Annotated in this window: 18 protein-coding genes and 1 tRNA gene; 12 read left to right on the top strand and 7 right to left on the bottom strand. The window is 40.4% G+C overall.

The window, feature by feature from the left end:
- Positions 1–19 precede the first annotated feature (19 nt).
- From BV214_RS12515 to BV214_RS12495, 5 genes are all read left to right on the top strand, one after another.
- Positions 20–487, top strand: coding sequence for a (2Fe-2S)-binding protein (locus BV214_RS12515; RefSeq protein ID WP_086477852.1), 468 nt, complete (start codon positions 20–22; stop codon positions 485–487).
- Positions 488–538: 51 nt separating this feature from the next.
- Positions 539–2,788: a xanthine dehydrogenase family protein molybdopterin-binding subunit gene (locus BV214_RS12510; RefSeq protein ID WP_086477904.1), complete on the top strand. Its 2,250-nt coding sequence runs from the start codon at positions 539–541 to the stop codon at positions 2,786–2,788.
- 411 nt (positions 2,789–3,199) lie between these two features.
- A complete protein-coding gene (locus tag BV214_RS12505; RefSeq protein WP_086477851.1) occupies positions 3,200–3,490 on the top strand; it encodes a hypothetical protein in 291 nt (96 codons plus the stop codon).
- Between the two features lie 15 nt (positions 3,491–3,505).
- On the top strand, positions 3,506–3,958 hold the full coding sequence (locus BV214_RS12500) for a helix-turn-helix domain-containing protein (RefSeq protein WP_176328513.1): 453 nt from the start codon (positions 3,506–3,508) through the stop codon (positions 3,956–3,958).
- Positions 3,959–4,062: 104 nt separating this feature from the next.
- Positions 4,063–4,656 (top strand): P-loop NTPase family protein, encoded by a 594-nt coding sequence (locus BV214_RS12495; RefSeq protein ID WP_140157758.1) that lies wholly within the window; start codon positions 4,063–4,065, stop codon positions 4,654–4,656.
- Positions 4,657–5,270: 614 nt separating this feature from the next.
- Here BV214_RS12495 and BV214_RS12490 read toward each other — a convergent pair.
- The 4 genes from BV214_RS12490 to BV214_RS12475 form a co-directional block, all read right to left on the bottom strand.
- Complete coding sequence (locus BV214_RS12490) at positions 5,271–6,215, bottom strand: site-specific integrase (protein WP_317045185.1); 945 nt, start codon at positions 6,213–6,215, stop codon at positions 5,271–5,273.
- Positions 6,216–6,732: 517 nt separating this feature from the next.
- A tRNA-Pro gene (locus tag BV214_RS12485) sits at positions 6,733–6,806 on the bottom strand.
- Positions 6,807–7,190: 384 nt separating this feature from the next.
- On the bottom strand, positions 7,191–7,406 hold the full coding sequence (locus BV214_RS12480; RefSeq protein ID WP_086477848.1) for a hypothetical protein: 216 nt from the start codon (positions 7,404–7,406) through the stop codon (positions 7,191–7,193).
- Between the two features lie 296 nt (positions 7,407–7,702).
- Complete coding sequence (locus BV214_RS12475; RefSeq protein WP_086477847.1) at positions 7,703–9,124, bottom strand: SDR family oxidoreductase; 1,422 nt, start codon at positions 9,122–9,124, stop codon at positions 7,703–7,705.
- A gap of 514 nt (positions 9,125–9,638) precedes the next feature.
- Between BV214_RS12475 and BV214_RS12470 the strand changes: the two genes are divergently transcribed.
- The 5 genes from BV214_RS12470 to BV214_RS12450 all read left to right on the top strand — a co-directional run bounded on the left by BV214_RS12470 (position 9,639) and on the right by BV214_RS12450 (position 11,966).
- Entirely contained in the window at positions 9,639–9,929 is a 291-nt protein-coding gene (locus BV214_RS12470) for a hypothetical protein (RefSeq protein WP_140157757.1), read from the top strand.
- Between the two features lie 116 nt (positions 9,930–10,045).
- On the top strand, positions 10,046–10,456 hold the full coding sequence (locus BV214_RS12465; RefSeq protein ID WP_086477845.1) for a DoxX family protein: 411 nt from the start codon (positions 10,046–10,048) through the stop codon (positions 10,454–10,456).
- Positions 10,457–10,458: 2 nt separating this feature from the next.
- Complete coding sequence (locus BV214_RS12460; protein ID WP_140157756.1) at positions 10,459–10,869, top strand: sulfur reduction protein DsrE; 411 nt, start codon at positions 10,459–10,461, stop codon at positions 10,867–10,869.
- A gap of 56 nt (positions 10,870–10,925) precedes the next feature.
- A complete protein-coding gene (locus BV214_RS12455) occupies positions 10,926–11,342 on the top strand; it encodes a DsrE family protein (protein WP_086477843.1) in 417 nt (138 codons plus the stop codon).
- A 30-nt stretch (positions 11,343–11,372) separates the two neighbouring features.
- Positions 11,373–11,966, top strand: coding sequence for a TlpA family protein disulfide reductase (locus tag BV214_RS12450; RefSeq protein WP_086477842.1), 594 nt, complete (start codon positions 11,373–11,375; stop codon positions 11,964–11,966).
- Between the two features lie 202 nt (positions 11,967–12,168).
- On the opposite strand, the gene BV214_RS12445 is transcribed toward BV214_RS12450, so the two are convergent.
- Positions 12,169–13,068 (bottom strand): DMT family transporter, encoded by a 900-nt coding sequence (locus tag BV214_RS12445; protein WP_086477841.1) that lies wholly within the window; start codon positions 13,066–13,068, stop codon positions 12,169–12,171.
- A gap of 312 nt (positions 13,069–13,380) precedes the next feature.
- Between BV214_RS12445 and BV214_RS12440 the strand changes: the two genes are divergently transcribed.
- On the top strand, positions 13,381–14,301 hold the full coding sequence (locus tag BV214_RS12440) for a serine hydrolase (RefSeq protein WP_086477840.1): 921 nt from the start codon (positions 13,381–13,383) through the stop codon (positions 14,299–14,301).
- Between the two features lie 81 nt (positions 14,302–14,382).
- Here BV214_RS12440 and BV214_RS12435 read toward each other — a convergent pair whose 3' ends face one another.
- Positions 14,383–15,342 carry a bile acid:sodium symporter family protein gene (locus BV214_RS12435; protein ID WP_086477839.1) on the bottom strand — a complete coding sequence of 320 codons (960 nt, stop codon included), beginning with the start codon at positions 15,340–15,342 and terminating at the stop codon, positions 14,383–14,385.
- 401 nt (positions 15,343–15,743) lie between these two features.
- Between BV214_RS12435 and BV214_RS12430 the strand changes: the two genes are divergently transcribed.
- Positions 15,744–16,511 (top strand): exodeoxyribonuclease III, encoded by a 768-nt coding sequence (locus BV214_RS12430; protein ID WP_317045184.1) that lies wholly within the window; start codon positions 15,744–15,746, stop codon positions 16,509–16,511.
- 66 nt (positions 16,512–16,577) lie between these two features.
- Here the strand turns inward: BV214_RS12430 and BV214_RS12425 are convergent, their stop codons facing one another.
- On the bottom strand, positions 16,578–16,973 hold the full coding sequence (locus BV214_RS12425; RefSeq protein WP_086477837.1) for a hypothetical protein: 396 nt from the start codon (positions 16,971–16,973) through the stop codon (positions 16,578–16,580).
- Positions 16,974–16,991 lie beyond the last annotated feature (18 nt).

Here is a 16,991-nt window from a genome sequence, read left to right as displayed (position 1 = left end):
ATCTATTTACACCAAAATCATGGCGAATTTTAATCTGAACATCAACGGAAAAAAACAACAAATCGATCTGGATCCTACTACACCCATGCTTTGGGTGCTAAGGGATCATTTCAAATTGGTGGGTACCAAATATGGTTGCGGTATCTCCCAATGTGGGGCTTGCACTATCCACTTAGGGGACAATGCGGTACGTTCGTGCCAATTGCCTGTCTCCGCAGTGGGCGAACAGGCCATTACAACGATCGAAGGACTTTCTGAAAATGGCGACCATCCCGTACAAAAAGCATGGTTGGAAGAGGATGTGTATCAATGCGGGTACTGCCAGGCGGGACAGATTATGAATGCGAGTGCCTTCTTAAAAAGCAATCCAAACCCAACGGACGAACAGATCGAAACTGCTATGAACGGAAATATTTGTCGTTGCGGCACCTATACACGCATAAAGAAGGCCATTAAAAAAGCGGCCGCCCATATTGAAAACATTTAATAAAAAACGATGCCGGACCGTATTCGAAGGCGAACACCTAAAATCAAAGAAATGACACTCATAAAAACAACTTATAATAGACGCTCCTTTTTAAAATGTTCCGTGCTCGCCGGGGGTGGAATGATGCTTGGTTTTAGTTGGTTGGCTTCCTGTAAGCCTACTCCTGAACAAGTGCGGAGTATGCCAAAAGAATGGTTCGAAATAAACGGTTATCTGAAAATTGGCGATAATGGGAGGGTCACTATCATGTCCCCAAATCCGGAGATCGGTCAAAATGTAAAAACATCGATGCCGATGATCGTCGCCGAGGAATTGGATACGGATTGGAACGAAGTTATTGTTGAACAGGCCCCGCTAAATACGGCCATTTTCAAGCGTCAATTGGCCGGGGGAAGCCAATCTATCCGTCAAGGATGGGAAGCACTTCGTATGGCCGGGGCAACCGCAAGACACATGTTGGTAATGGCGGCAGCCGAAGTTTGGCAGGTACCCGCCGAAGAAATCACTACGGAAGCCAGAACGCTTTTTCACAAAACATCCGATAAATCGATGGGGTATGGCGAAGTAGCTTCCGCCGCAGCAAAACTTCCAATTCCAGAAGAGGTAAAACTAAAGGATGTAAAGGATTTTAAGATTATTGGTACTTCCAGAAAAAATGTGGACGGCCTAAAAATCGTTACAGGCCAGCCTTTGTACGGTCTTGATATCCAAAAAGAAGGTATGCTTATTGCAATGATCGCACATCCACCCGCTTTTGGGCTCCAACTTAAATCCGTAGATGATACTGAGGCCAAGAAAATGCCTGGCATTAAAGATGTGTTTACCATACAGACATTTAACGAGGATTATAAAAAGAGTGCCTTTGACAACTGTTCCTTCACGAACCTCGTTGTTGTGGTAGGGAATACTACATGGGAAGTAATGCAGGCCAAAAAGGCATTGAAGATCGAATGGGACCGGTCCCCTGCTATTGAAGAACAAATGGATATTTTTGGGCGTACTATGGATGTTAGGTTCCCTGCCGGATTGGAAAGTTCGGGAGCCCACCGGGAAGCCATGGTGGAGAAAGCCGGAATAAAACAGAATGTGGTACGTAAAGATGGTAACCCTGAAGCGGTGTTCAAAAAGGCGGCGAAGGTAATCGAGCGCAGCTATTCCTGTCCGTTTCTTGCCCATAACTGTATGGAACCCATGAATTTCTTTGCGGATGTAATGGAGGACAAAGCGGTTCTTAACGGACCGGTTCAGACTCCTGAGTTTATGGAAAGAAGTGTTGCCGAACGCTTGGGGCTACCCTTGGAAAAAGTGGACATACAAATGACCCGAATGGGCGGTGGCTTCGGTCGAAGACTTTATGGGCATTTTCTAACCGAGGCGGGAGTGATCTCCCAAAGGATGAAAGCACCTATAAAATTGGTCTACACCCGTGAGGATGATATGACAACAGGGATATACAGACCTGCTTACCATGCATTTTACCGTGCCGCATTGGATAAGGACAACAACCTTATAGCGTTTCACGTAAGGGCGGGTGGAATACCCGAGAGCCCATTGGCGGCCAACCGCTTTCCAGCCGGGGGGGTGGACAATTATCTCGCCGAAGATTGGTCCATCGATTCCAATATAACCGTTGGTGCGTTCCGTGCACCGAGATCCAACTTTATCGCCGGGGCCGAGCAATCGTTCTTGGACGAAGTGGCCGAAGAAGCAGGAAAAGACCCCATCGAATTTCGATTGGAACTTTTGAAACGCGCACAGGAAAATCCCGTTGGGGAATATAACGACTACGAGGCCGACCGTTATTCCGGGGTTTTAGAATTGGTAAGGGAAAAATCAAACTGGGGTCAAGAACAAGATGGCATCCACAGGGGTGTTTCCGCCTACTTCTGTCACAATAGTTACGTGGCCCAGGTATTGGATATGACCATAGAAAATGATAAACCTGTGGTTCAAAAAGTTACGGCGGCGATTGATTGCGGTATCGTAGTGAATCCAGATGCTGCTACGAATCTCGCCGAAGGGGGTGCCGTAGACGGTATTGGTCATGCTATGTATAGCGGACTAACATTCAAAGATGGAGTAGCGGAACAAAACAATTTTGATAGGTACCGCTTAATACGCTATAGCGAGGCACCTAAAGAAATTGAGACCCATTTCGTACAAAGCAATATTGATCCGACCGGTCTGGGAGAGCCCCCTTTTCCACCCATAATGGGAGCATTGGCCAATGCACTTTATAAAGCCACAGGACAACGTCATTATCATCAGCCTTTTATAACCGAAAAGGCTGTGGTGGGATAAATAAATAGGCGCAAATAACCAAACTATTTTTCTTGAAATTCCAATACCGAATTCGAATGTCCCCATAAAACATATGTTTAAAGGAACAAAATACCAATCCCCATGGTGCATTAAACCCCACGTTTATTTAGACTTTAAAATAGTATCCTATGGTTTTCTTCAATTCTCGTATAGATAAGTGATGGGAACCATTTCAATTGGTGCGCTAAAATCACTCTTCAATTATTAACTCCACCTCTTTCTTCTACCAAATAGGGTTATAAGACAATTACGTGTTGCGTTATTCCAACCAATTTCAAGTAATCGCTGATAATCCCTCAAGAACCGCATCTTAAAATTGTTAAAATTTCAGCAAGTATCTTTCAGTTCCATTTGCTTCTCTAATTTGATGAAAACCATAAAGCATATAAAATGGAAGAACAAAAAAAAGTGGTAGGCCTCTTAACGGAAATCAAGGGGCTACTTGCCCACAACAAGAAAACAATGAACGTGGAAGACCTAGCACTGTACACAGGCCTGTCCAAAAGCAAAATCTACAAACTTACCCAGCTAAAGCTCATTCCTATGGGGAACAATCCCTATATCCGTCAAAAATTCTCTGATAAGGATACTATCGACGCTTGGTTGTTGGGGGAAACTGATCTTTCTGATGAAACCTTGGAGGAAAAGTTCAATAAGGCCCTGTTGAAGAACAAGAAATAATTGAATTCTATGGTTATGGAAAAATCAGATAGAAATTTTAAAGGAATCTGGATTCCGAAATCGATCTACATGAACTCTGAGGTGAACTGGCATGCAAAAATTTTGTTTCTTGAGATAAACAGCTTTACCGAAAATGGAAAGGAATGCTATATGTCCAACAAGCACATTGCTTCTTTTCTTCAAATTTCCGAACGAAAGGCCTCGAGATACGTAACCGAACTAAAGAAATTGGGATGGATAGAGGAGACGGCCTTTGACGGTAGAAAACGTTATCTGAAAAGTTTGTGGCGTATCAAAGCTAATACTGGCAAGGCTTACTTGACAAAAGCGTCGGAACAGTCTAGACAAAATAGTCCAGGCAGCATAGATAAAAATGCCTACCATAATAAACCAGTTACAAAACAAACGATAAAACAATTTACCTTTTTAAAAGAAGAAAAAGAAAATAGAAGTCCAATCTTAGAATAGACGACATGGAAAAGGGATGGTTAAATCAAATTTCGGAAAAACCGTTAAAGCGAAAACCGCTTTGCGACCCAGCGCTTTTTAAAAAATTGTTTTAAAAGTCGGCAGTGGAGTTTTACGCCAAGATGGAGCTCAATTTCGAGGTAGACGGTACCAATAAGAACTTCTTAAGGCATTTCTGCAAATATTGGAATCGTGATCCCCAATTTGAAATTGTGGAGAACATATCCCTTAAAAAGGGTTTGCTCGTTTTTGGTACTTACGGAACCGGGAAGACATCAAGTTTCCAGATCATCCAGAACATATCTCAACAATATCGAATTCCAGAATTGTGGTTTCCTATCATTGCAGCTCAGGAGGTAGTAGCGAAATATAATGCCGTAAGAAATAAGGACGAAGTAATCGACTATTATTCCAAAGGGGTGTTTCTATTCGATGACCTGGGAACTGAAACGGTGGGAAACAATGTATACCAATACGGAAAGGAGGAAGTATTTGTCAGGATACTTTTAAACCGCTATCGCAACTTTGAAAGTTTGGGGACTAAGACCCATATAACCACCAACTTGAGTTTTGCCCAGATCGAGAACCGGTACGGAACACAGATCTCCGATCGGTTTATCAGAATGTTCAACCAGTTAAAATTGGATGGTACTAGCCGAAGAAAAATAGCTAGAGAAAGAAAAAGAATAATTAAGTAGACCAAATGTTTTGGTTCCGTCAAAAGAATTCCAATCCGAGATGAAACAAAGAAATGGAATAGCAAGAGGGTAACACGCTAAAGCGGTGTTACAAATTTGATTTACTGGTCAAGACCTTTGTTCATGGGGTTGCCATTAAATGACCTTTCCATTTTAATTAGCTGAATGGGTCAAAACCTTGTTCAACCCCTATAAAGTCCGAATTAAACTGACCCAGTATACAATACTGTTTAAACAGAAAACTGCCCATCGGTTCCAATGTCTCCCAAAAATAATCCAGTCCCTGCGGAAGTTGAAAATGCTTAGGATTTTCCAACCTCCTCAGGACCGCTCATAAAAGCATGGAACGCAGAAAAAGCGCCCCTTGCCTTTATCCTTGCCAGCGCACAGTTAATTCCCATAGATCAAAATAGATAACGTCCCAAATTTCATGAAAATAGGTGCGCCCTGCTCGATTTTTGCTTCCTGACTGCCCGGCAGGCAGGTACGATTATCTTCCCGAACACTACAAAAATCGACCAGGATCCATGCGCAAAGTTCTTGGGTAAGATTTGGGGCTGAGTAACCTTACCAAATGCTACCTACACATTTTACATTACATCAGGACTAACTTCTTACCTCTGCTGTAACCGTATCATCAAATTATGCATATCCTCCCCTATCTTCTTTTCCAATACCCTTGCGTAAATTTGGGTGGTAGACAGTTTGGAATGCCCCAATAGTTTAGAAACTGTTTCAATGGGTACACCATTGGATAGGGTAATTGCAGTAGCAAAAGTGTGCCGTGCAACGTGAAATGTCAAATTTTTGTGTATCCCACAGGCATCAGCTATATCTTTCAATGTCCGATTTATCATATGATTGCTATAAATAGGTAATAGTCTACCCCTAGCCTTGATATCGACATTCTCTTTATATTTTTCGATAATTTTCTTTGCTATTGGCAGTAAAGGGATTTTTAAGGATTCTTCGGTCTTTTCCCTTTTGGTAAACAGCCAGTCCCCACCGTCACGACCAATTACCAAATGGTCTGACCTCAATTCTTTTACATCAATATAGGAGAGTCCCGTATAACAGGCAAACAAAAAAAGGTCCTTGATCTTCTCGTAGCTCGGCTCAGTAAAAGTGGTTTCTTGGATAAGTTTTATCTCCCGTTCGGTTAGAAACTGGCGTTCTGTCTTGTTAAACTTAAGTTTAAAATTGATAAATGGGTCCTTGTCCAACCACTCCAAACGAACCCCTAACCTAGACATCTTTTTTAAACGCTCCATATGCTTCATAGCTCCATTATTGGCGCAGCCACTTCGGGTAGCGGGTTTATATTCCCGTACGTACTGCTCAAAATCCACAATAAAACGATAATTGAGTTTTTTAAGGGGAATGTCTTCCACCCGATATTCTTCCTCAAGGAATTTTTTTATACACCGCTCCGTACTGTAATAATTTTTCATGGTCCCGGGCTTTAGGGAGGTATGCATGGTCGTGTTATGATAGGTGATCAAATCGAGCAAAGTTTTTCCATCATCCTCCTCTTCCCCATAATACCTAGCCTTTACCAAGGCGGAGGTTATAACCTTGCCTTCTTCTAAAAGTTGTCGATGCGCTTCTTATAATCCGACAAATATTTGATCCAAATATTTGTTCAGGGACATCACATATTTAGAATATCCTTTCCCTCTTTTCCGGTTATGATCCTATAAACTGGCTTTTAAATCCCGATTTAAACTGAATTCACATCGTGTTCCGCTTACCGTAACACGTGCATATAGTTTTAATGTGTCGCTTTCTTTGTTATGTTTTCTTGTGAAGAACAAAACATATAATCTACTGTTTTCTAACCTGATAGGCAGCTTTAGATTAGTGAAATTAGAAAGTAAAAACACGCAGTAAATACCCTCAGAAGCTACTTCAAGATACGACATTTAGGAGGTATAAAAAATCCCGTATTCAACACGTTTAAGTCGTTTTCAGGTGGTTTCATGTGATTTCATGTGATTTCTTATGATACCCCTAAAAACGCAAAAAGCTGTTAATCAGTCGATTAACAGCTCAATGCAATTACATGAAAATGTAAAGTCGGGATGACAGGATTTGAACCTGCGACCCCACGCCCCCCAGGCGTGTACGCTACCGGGCTGCGCCACATCCCGAAAATCCGACTGCGAAAGTAATAAACATCTATGATATTTGCCAATAAATGCGGGAAAATATTTTCACCACTTCCATTATCAACAAAATATCAAAATCAACTTTTCCCAGTCATTCCCAAAAATCATGAATCACTTCAATTGATTTAAAGGAAGTTATGAAACTTTAAATATTGCAATAGGCGAAAAACCAGAATGATGCCCCGGCTTGGAATAAGTAGAATCCGCTATTGTGAAGCCAGCCTACTCCAAGAATATCTTATAATGGTAGTATTATCTTGGTTGTTTACCATCCAAAACTTTTCTATCCATAAAAGGAATGGAATTGTTAAGAAAGGATTTTGGTGATTCTTATCTAGCCAATATAAAAGTTGTAGGGCTAAGGAATTACATTCTTGACTTTAAACGCTTCTCTACTCGCTGTTTTATCACCGTTAAACGCTTCATAAGATCCATTATTTTAGCGTCCTTTTTTTGCTTGTAGATTTCATTTAATCCAAGAATCAACTCTTTGGCCTCACGAGAAAGGGCAACACGGTCGCTTGTGGAAAGCGACTTCATTTTCCTTTGCTCAAATTCCAGTGCTCTATCTATTAAATCCATATTATATATTTCAATTCTCTGTTTTTTATTTTCCTTCAGGCCTTCAGTAAGATCTTCAAATAAAGCCTACTTATGCCCCTACCCCATCATACACAACTACAAGATAAAAAAACTACTTTCATTCTCTATAAAAAGTAGGAAACATAGTCCTTAAATCCTCAAATCTACAACTGGTTTCTATCACTTCTAAAGCCCTTAATTATAATTTAACAGAAACCACCTCTATTTAACTTCAATTTAACCTGACCGGTTTTATATTTAAAATAGAATTTCATTCCAATCCAAATTCTACTACTTTAAGAAGCTAATCTATTGATCATTCCCTTAAAAATTAGTCCATGAAAAGGCAATACACTATACCAATACAATCTTCCCGCTACCCCCCAGGGTCTAAAGGTGGCCGTCTGTTTTAAGACATCATCCTCAATCTTAAATTCGAGCCAAGCTTCTCCTGGTAATTTCATTTCTGCATATAACAGCAATTTCCTTTGACTCTTATCGGCATAGATAACCCGCCAAAAATCCAACACATCCCCTACCTCCAAATTCGTTTCGCTGGTTCTTCCCCTGCGAAGGCCAATGCCTCCCACCATTTTGTCTAAAAACCCCCTAACTCTCCATAAAAAAGTGGCATAGTACCATCCTGTTCTTCCTCCTATGGCCCATATTTTATCGATGGTTCTCTGCACATCGGTCACCTCTTCCTCCTTGTAATCTACAAAACATCCAAACTTTGGGACGTTCACATATTTATGAATGTCATCCTTTAACCGGCCGCTACTTACCAAAGCATCTTTCCAACTAGAAACTATACTATTCTGTTCAATCTTTTCGAATGCTAGGGAAACAGCCTCTTTATACCGTAGCGGTTGCACTTGGAGCAACTGGTTTATATCACTAGGCTTCCCTACTATTTGCACCCCCATACTGTCTACCAAATTGGTAGCAAGTTTATAGGAGGTAGAGGTTACGAAATACAACCAATAAGAAGATAGTTTTGGAGTCATCACCGGAACTGTTAGAATAGTCCGTTTTAAATTTCTTACCTCTGCAAACTGCAATAACATTTGTTTATAGGTCAGTATCTCCGGCCCAAAAATGTCATAAGAGGTATTGTAAAGCTCTTCTCTTCCTACAGCTCTGGATAAAAAGGCCAATACATCCCTAATAGCCAGAGGTTGGGTTTTGGTGTTCAACCATTTTGGTGCAACCATTATTGGTAATTTCTCTACCAAATCCCGTATAATTTCAAAGGACGAACTCCCAGAACCTACAATAATCCCCGCCTTAAACACCGTAAGGGCATAGTTGTCCGAAGCAAGGGAATCTTCTACATTTTTTCTAGACCTAAGGTGCTTGGAAAGTTTTTCTTCGTTGGTAATTCCGCTTAAAAAGATTACTTGCTGAACCTGAGTATTCTCTAAGCGCGATTTAAAGTTGATGGCACATTCTTCCTCCATCGTTTCAAAATCATTGGAGGTATGGGACATGGAGTGGATTAAATAATAGGCTGCATCAATATCCTTTGGAATGGTATGGAGGGTTTCGGGCTTTAGGAAATCGGCCTCCACAATCTCTATTTCCTCCTCATCCTGAAAACTATTCCCCACTCGTTGTTTATTGCGAACAGCACACACTACCTGATGTCCGTCCTGCACCAGCAGTGGAATTAAGCGTTTACCTATATATCCGGTTGCCCCTGTAACCAGTATTTTCATATACTTATTTTTTTTATCCTTTTACCTTAGACAATAATCAAAAACCAATAATTGGCCCATAATTATTTACCTACCATAGGGTGTATATGAGATAGCTGGAATAAAAGTATACAAAGCCCACACAACGGCACGAACATTCGCTTGCTTTTGTTAACTCATTCACCCTTAACATTAACCCATTAAAATTTATACAGCCCAAAAATCATAGTCCCCCTGTTTCTTTAAGAATGAAATGTTATAAAATTAGCCTAAACACTTAAGACCAGTAGTTTGAAAAGCGTAAGAAACATATCCCTTAATATGCATTACGAAGGATGGTCAACTGGAAATTACAAAAGGTGCTGGAATACTACCCTAAATACGTTAGCAAAATCATAAAGTTGGCTCTATGGGGAGCTTAAGTAACAATTGTTGCAAAAGGGCGCCGTTGTTTTTAGTAAGTTTGGGCGCAATGAAGGTAAATCAATACATATCTGTACTACTCCTAACTTTGTTTATGACAAAGTTTCTGGTTATGGACGCAAAGATACTTTCCTGGACCATGGAGAGCGATCAGGTAGTGCTTGTTAATCCTTTTTGTAAAAAGAAGAGGGACCAACCCAAGGACTTGGAAACACAAATTACCGAGGCCTCCCTTACCGAAGTCAACTATATGGCAGTACCCTGCTCCACCGTATTTCAAGTGGAAAGTCATCACTGGACGCTTTTGGAGCAAGACCTAGCGTATGCCGTATTTGGATTTAATGTGCCTTTAATGGAAGGTCTCTATCAAGACCAAAATTCACCTCCTCCAAGAATTGCCTAACTAATTTCGCTTGTTCTGGAACCTTATCCAGAACCATCTGCTGGTGTCCTCATTCAGATAACAGACGAGGACCATTTGGCAATCTCTATTTAAAAGCACTTTTATCACATCAAAAAATGAAACAAACGATTAACATTAACCGTCGTTCTGTGCAGATATTGCGCATAGCGGTAAGCGGAATATTCTTATTAGCTGGTCTTAACCACCTTATCCAGACCGAACAAGTTGTAGGACGAATTGCCACGGCGAGTTTAAAAGACTTCGCTTATTTCTTTGGCGACCCTACCTTTTTGGTAATATTATCTGGAATTGTAATGCTAGTTGCCGGAATCGCTTTCCTAATTGGCTATAAAACTAAGTGGGCCGCATGGATCCTTATCGCGGTTTTAATTCCTATTACAATTACTATTCAAATAGGACAAGCCACTACCTTGGGCCCCTTATTTAAAAACGTAGCGATCTTTGGGGGCTTACTGTTTTTTGTACTTAACGACACCGAAAACGTATCAAAAAAACTTAGCTCATGAAAATGAAATCCTTATTAATATTAGCTGGGGCACTCCTATTGCTACCCCTTAAGAGTATGGCTCAAGACCCCAAACAGCCCGCAAACTATGCTGCACTGGTTAAAAATGAACGTTCCCTGATAGGGGCCATAGAAACTGCAGAGGAACTTCTGATAGACGACCCAAAAAGTTTTGGTGAGTTTCAGATTGTTTTCTGCGGGAAATCCATACCCCAAATTACGGATACCAAAATCATGGATCCCATTTTAAAGCGGATAAGCAACCAGCCCATTTCGGTAGTTGCCTGCGGATTTTCTCTTAATAAATTTAAGGTAGACCGAAGTGGGATTCCGCGAGATATTGACATCGTAGAGAACGGGATTTTATACCTTTTCCAGCTTTTAAAGAAAGACTATATTAACTTAGACCTATAAATATTAATTGTAAAATTCCCCATAGCCATGTGCTATGGATAAATAAATAAAAACTGATGAAAACAACATTCTTAAAAACCCTATTAGTACTCTTTACCGTGGTTATTGGTGGCAATCTTAATGCTCAAGACAAGAAAGTGAACCACTATGCAGTTATGACAACAAAAATTCAACAACTAAAACCCATTACCTTAGCCGCAGCTTCCTTGTTGGAGGAAGACGGGGATTCCTTTGGGAGTTTTAGCACTATTGTATATGGTAAAGAAGTGGAGGGCTTAACGGATAAAAAAATCATGAAGCCCTACCTAAAAGAAGCAAAAAAAGCAAAGGTAAGTTTGGTAGTTTGTAAAATGGCATTAGATCACTACAAGGTATCGGTAAAGGATATCCCAAAAGAATTTAAAGTAGTTCCCAACGCATTTACCCACTACCTACAACTTCAAAAAAAGGGAGTTATGGGCTTAAGCCTCTAGCTAATTACAATTAGTATCTAAAAGAAAAACATGAAAAAAAAGATAAAAAAAGAATTATGGCAATGGGCCGGAATAATAGCGGTACTCCTTATTCTGTATACCACAGGACTACACACAGAGGTAATAGGCTTTGCCCAAAGAGGGATTTTGGCAACGGGACTAATGAATCCCGATGTAGATAAGACGGAGTTGGCGCTGAAAGACGGTTCCAATCCGCGGGCCGACTTTAATCTAAATTTAATTGATAGCAAAGGTGCCCAGGTATCTATGGAAGCGTTAAGAGGGAAAGCTATATTCTTCAATATTTGGGCCACTTGGTGCCCTCCATGTATTGCCGAAATGCCTAGCATCAATAAATTATACAACGAAATAAAGGACGAAAATGTAGCTTTTATTATGTTGTCCGTAGATGATAGCTTTGAGAAAGCAATAGCATTTAGCGAAAGGAAGGGGTACGATTTTGAGATCTATACACCCAATGGCCCACTTCCAGCAATGTATCAATCTAGAAGTATTCCCACTACCTACGTGATTGATGCCGATGGAAATATAGTGATGACCCATAGAGGTATAGGCAATTACGGCACCAAAAAATTCATCGAATTTATGCGGAGCATACAATAGGTTTCCTCCTATTATAAAGGGAGCTCCTTTGAAGGGGCTCCCTTTATATTTCTACTGTGGTCCCGTCCTGAAATAGTGATATACTAAAACCTTAGTGTAATGAAAACATCAGTAAACAATGGCCCTACCCAACGTATCCAAAACAAGTAAATAAATAGTGTGATGTGTTTAAAAGTACCTTAGCGTAAGACAATACCCTATGCTATTGCTTTAGTGAGACGGCACCTTGGACGGCCCGTTTTCTGGCAAACAATTGTTTTTGGTAAAAGGTAATCCGTATACCGAATAACAAAAAGAAACCACCAATGACCATCTGCAAAGAAATAGATTCGTCCAAAAACAACCAAGCCAAAAGGGAAGCTATAACTGCCTGTCCCAAAAGACTTACAGACACCCTAGTGGCGCGCATATGTTTTGTGGCGTAACTAATGAGCAACCAAGCCAACAACTGGCAGACTACCCCTTGCACCACCAACACCAACCAACCAGCATTAGTAAAACCTGTGAAAGGCTCTCCAAGAAAATAACTTACAATACCCAAGCCTATGGAGGAGGAGATTAAATTTATAGTTAGGAAACTTACTACATCTACTTCATTTAGGACTTTTTTACTCAATAACATATATACTGAATATAGCATCCCGGATAAGATGGCAAGACAGAATGCCAAATCAAAGTCGAGATTAACAAAAGTGCTGAAACCCACCAGTAATACCATACCAAAAATAGCGACCACAGTACCAATCCAAAAATTGGTGGTGGGCTTATCCTTTAGAAAGAAAAACGCCCCTATACCAACCCATACTGGAGACAAATTGGTGAGCAGGGTAGCCTGCGTAGCGGTAGATTCCTGTATGGCAACATTCCAAACCGCCACATCGGCCCCAAAAACCAAGCCGCATAACACGGTGGGAAGCAAAAACTTCATGGAAGGCACCTTCAGCTTCTTGGTGATTAGTACATAGGGCAATATTAAAGAAGCAGCTATTGCCATTCTATAAAATGCGGAAACCACTCCAGGGGTTAGGTTAAGCTTCACCAAAATTGGGAAAATGGAAATACAGAGTACCCCCATGGCCAATGCGAATCGTGCCTTCTTCATTTCTAAAAAATTAATATTTTTAACTGATCATTATATCGATCTAACATCCACCAGCAAAGCCCCTTCCATAACATCCCAACATCCATCATCTTAATTGCTGATATAAAGATCCTTGTATAGTAAAAAGAATCGGCAAAACTACTAAAAATAGATGGTGACATCACCTTCCAAACAATCCAATTATTTGTTAAATATTACCTTCCAGTTTAAGCCTATAGAACATACACTTAATTACAACTCTTAACTACGGATGCGCACTCCAAAATACCTTCATATTTTTATGTAAATTGGGTTTTTAAATGCAAGCCAACCATGAGACCTTTTTTTTTACTCCTCTTCCTAATAACCATACACCCCCTTACAGCTCAACAAACCGACAAAAACCTACAAAACGGTCTAAGGGAGCTAGTTAATAATTTTAAGGGTGAGGTTGGAGTTTACGTTTATCATACCAATAGGAACACCGAAGCCGCTATTAATGCCGATACCATTTTCCCTACCGCAAGCATTGTAAAAGTCCCTATCCTAATTGGAATTTTCGATAAGATAAATAATGGGGAACTCTCACTCAATGATCCTTTGGTCTATGATGCAAAACGGGCCTATGGCGGCGCCGGGTTGATGCAGTTTTATAAGGATAGCACCCAGACCGATCTGCGGACCCTTGTCTCCTTAATGATTACAATGAGCGATAATACCACCTCCCTTTGGTGCCAAGAATTGGCTGGTGGTGGAGAAAGCATAAACGCATTGATGGATAATTTGGGATTGCAGTATACCCGTGTAAATAGCAGAACCCAAGGAAGGACTAAGGACTGGGAAAAATATGGATGGGGACAGACCACCCCCCGGGAAATGGCTTCTCTATTAATAAAAATACGTAACCGCAACCTAATCAGTGAGGCATCGAGCGATGAAATGTATCGCCTGTTAAGCAATTCCTTTTATACGGATTACTCTCTTTCCCAAATTCCGCCCTTTATCCAGACTGCGGCCAAACAAGGAATGGTAAACCAGTCGCGCTCAGAATTGGTGATGGTGAACGCACCTACGGGCGATTATGTTTTTTATATCGCAACCAAAAACAATAATGATACTTCCTGGGGGTTTAAAAATGAGGCTTGGCAATTGCAACGGAAAATTTCTGCTTATTTATGGAGGTATTTTAACCCAACTTCACAGTGGAAACCTGCCGCTGATTTTTCGGAATTACTAGGGAATCTACGGTATTAAGATAGGATTTACATATACATTATACTTGCAAAGCTTTTAATATGCAGTATTCTTGTACATGCCCTTTTAAGGGGAAGCCACTTACCTATTACCCCTCTTGGTTGCCAACACACTAATAACTAGAATCTGAAAAGCATGATAGATCATAAGCGGGAGAAGGATAACTCCCAGCGTTGCCATTTTCCCAAATAAAATCTTAGAGAAAACGGTCCCGTGTACCAAGGATTTTTTGGTGCCACAATACTGGGCCGTAATTTGATCTTCAGTATTAAATCGCAGTTTTTCGGCAACAAAGCCTGTTAATAAATAGGCCAACACAAACAAGCCTAACACTGCAACCCCTATAATCATAAGATCCAATATAGATACTGTACTAAAGATCTGTTCTTCAAAAGACCTTGCAAAACTCTTATAGATAATCAACAAAATAATGGCCTTATCAAAAAGGGCTAATTGGCTACCGTATTTTTGAACCATCCCTCCCAAGAATCGCTGTAAGGAAAGCCCCACTACCACTGGTAATATGATTTGAAAAACGAGTTTGATGTAAATTTCCGTAAACTGGAAACCCGATTGCGCCTCTTGAACAAAGAGCCCCATCCAAATTGGCGTGAGAACTATGCCGATGATTCCCGAAATACTGGCATTGAAAATAGCCGCTGGTACATTCCCCTTGGCCATGGATACCATAACCACGGAAGAGGAAACCGTAGATGGCAAGGCTGCCAAAAAAAAGAAGGCCAACCACAACAATTCCTGTTCTTCTGTTTGCAAAAAGGGTCGAAAGAATAAGACCAACAGCGGAAAGATTAAAAAGGTAGCAGTTTGCACCAACAGATGCAACTTCCAGTTCTTTAGGCCCGACTTTATTTTTTGCGGACTCAATTTAAGTCCATAGAATAAGAAAATTAGAGAAATCCCAATATCACTTATTGTATCCAATGGGATTTCACTTTGTGAGGAGCCCCACTGCGGAAAAAAATATGCAATTCCAACTATAGTGATAATGGAAAGTACAAACTTGTCTATCTTAAATTTCATAAATACACATCACTGGCTAGAGAGGCTATCACACCAATCATTATGGCGCATTATATCCTGTTCGCTCCCCATTAATTTGGTCCTATCACAGTATATAATCTGCAAATTGCGTCCTAGCGTTTATTTGCAAGCAAAGGTAGTGGAAAACAACAAGAATGAGCATCTTATGACCTGGGACGACAATTTCTTACCTATTATAGGCGAAACATTTTTTTCACCTCCTTACAAAAACAGTTTGTACTGCCCTTAAAGCCAACGAAGTCTATATAACTAAAAGCTTTAACATCTAGAGGGTTTATGATATTTTTTAATCCCCGAGCAATTCCGTAATTTCATCGCCCTATTTTAAGGAGGGGTTATTGGTTAAAATAGCTGTTGCTCCCATAATTGAAAAGCTGAATATGATGAACATTATTACTTGGAATGTAAACGGTATAAGGGCCGTGGTTAAAAAAGATTTTTTTGAGTCCATTGCCCAATTGGCCCCAGACGTTCTGTGCTTACAGGAAACCAAAGCCCAGGAGGCCGAGGTGGCAGACGCCTTATCGCCTGTAGAAGGTTATGAATTAAGCGTTAGTTCTGCAGAAAGAAAGGGATATTCTGGAATCGCCATACTCTCTAAGTCTACCCCATTAAGTGAATCCACTGGTATTGGAATAGAAGAGCACGATACGGAAGGTAGGGTACAGTGTGTGGAGTACCCAGATTTTTATTTGGTAAACGTTTATGTTCCCAATTCCGGACAAAAACTTGTCCGTTTGGATTATCGCGAGCAGTGGGATGCAGATTTTCTAGCCTATCTAACTAATTTGGAAAAAACTAAGCCTGTAATTGCATGTGGGGATTTTAATGTAGCCCATAAGGCGATCGATTTAAAGAACGACAAGGCTAACTACAACAAAACTGCGGGGTATACCCAGGTTGAAATTGACGGAATGGATAATTTTATAGCGGCTGGTTTTGTGGATTCGTACCGACTTTTAAACCCAGATACTGAAGCTTATACCTATTGGAGCTATCGGTTTAAGGCGAGGGAACGGAATATTGGATGGAGGTTAGATTATTTTTTGGTCAGCAAATCTCTAAAAGACAAAATTAAATCGGTGAAAATCTATAAAGACATTATGGGGTCGGACCATTGTCCCGTAGGATTGGAACTAGATCTTTAGCCCAAAAAAATGGAACAATGGGGCCAAAGGGCCCCATATTATAAGGAAAATAAAAGCATTAAACCCTCATTTCTTGGCATAGTTAAAAACCATTTTCTTAAACTCTTTAAAGTCCATCGTAAACAGATGGAGCTGCTCCCGCAAATCCATATGTTTTTCAACATATTCTCCCGTCGTAATTCCCTTTTCACCTTTTAACAAGTTGGATAAGTGCTTTTCATGGGCTATGATATCCTCCTTCAAATATTGAAAGAGGGATTGGTGTACCTTATCCAAATATTTCAACATCTCCTTTTTTTCTGGGTGCATAGGTTCTTTTTTATCCAGGAGATCGGAGAAAAATCTAGACTCGTCATTCCAAAAATCGATAATATTGAGCCATTCCTTACTTTCTTGATGTAGGATATCCAATCCACTTCCAGGGATGGAATTTTTCATTCCTTTAAAATCTGATGCTGTCATAGTAGTTACTTTAAATAA

This window comes from Arenibacter amylolyticus (genome assembly GCF_002150785.1).
Taxonomy (GTDB): Bacteria; Bacteroidota; Bacteroidia; order Flavobacteriales; family Flavobacteriaceae; genus Arenibacter; species Arenibacter amylolyticus.
Note: the sequence above shows the minus strand (reverse complement) of the source record. Positions and strands in the feature narration are given on the sequence as shown.

Excerpts from the sequence above, each read along its gene's own strand:
- BV214_RS12500 (WP_176328513.1), top strand. The coding sequence starts at position 3,506 with ATGGAAAAATCAGATAGAAATTTTAAAGGAATCTGGATTCCGAAATCG.
- BV214_RS12450 (WP_086477842.1), top strand. The coding sequence starts at position 11,373 with ATGAAAAAAAAGATAAAAAAAGAATTATGGCAATGGGCCGGAATAATA.
- BV214_RS12425 (WP_086477837.1), bottom strand. The coding sequence starts at position 16,973 with ATGACAGCATCAGATTTTAAAGGAATGAAAAATTCCATCCCTGGAAGT.
- BV214_RS12455 (WP_086477843.1), top strand. The coding sequence starts at position 10,926 with ATGAAAACAACATTCTTAAAAACCCTATTAGTACTCTTTACCGTGGTT.
- BV214_RS12460 (WP_140157756.1), top strand. The coding sequence starts at position 10,459 with ATGAAATCCTTATTAATATTAGCTGGGGCACTCCTATTGCTACCCCTT.
- BV214_RS12475 (WP_086477847.1), bottom strand. The coding sequence starts at position 9,124 with ATGAAAATACTGGTTACAGGGGCAACCGGATATATAGGTAAACGCTTA.
- BV214_RS12510 (WP_086477904.1), top strand. The coding sequence starts at position 539 with ATGACACTCATAAAAACAACTTATAATAGACGCTCCTTTTTAAAATGT.
- BV214_RS12440 (WP_086477840.1), top strand. The coding sequence starts at position 13,381 with ATGAGACCTTTTTTTTTACTCCTCTTCCTAATAACCATACACCCCCTT.
- BV214_RS12465 (WP_086477845.1), top strand. The coding sequence starts at position 10,046 with ATGAAACAAACGATTAACATTAACCGTCGTTCTGTGCAGATATTGCGC.
- BV214_RS12445 (WP_086477841.1), bottom strand. The coding sequence starts at position 13,068 with ATGAAGAAGGCACGATTCGCATTGGCCATGGGGGTACTCTGTATTTCC.
- BV214_RS12470 (WP_140157757.1), top strand. The coding sequence starts at position 9,639 with ATGGACGCAAAGATACTTTCCTGGACCATGGAGAGCGATCAGGTAGTG.
- BV214_RS12430 (WP_317045184.1), top strand. The coding sequence starts at position 15,744 with ATGATGAACATTATTACTTGGAATGTAAACGGTATAAGGGCCGTGGTT.
- BV214_RS12435 (WP_086477839.1), bottom strand. The coding sequence starts at position 15,342 with ATGAAATTTAAGATAGACAAGTTTGTACTTTCCATTATCACTATAGTT.
- BV214_RS12480 (WP_086477848.1), bottom strand. The coding sequence starts at position 7,406 with ATGGATTTAATAGATAGAGCACTGGAATTTGAGCAAAGGAAAATGAAG.
- BV214_RS12515 (WP_086477852.1), top strand. The coding sequence starts at position 20 with ATGGCGAATTTTAATCTGAACATCAACGGAAAAAAACAACAAATCGAT.
- BV214_RS12505 (WP_086477851.1), top strand. The coding sequence starts at position 3,200 with ATGGAAGAACAAAAAAAAGTGGTAGGCCTCTTAACGGAAATCAAGGGG.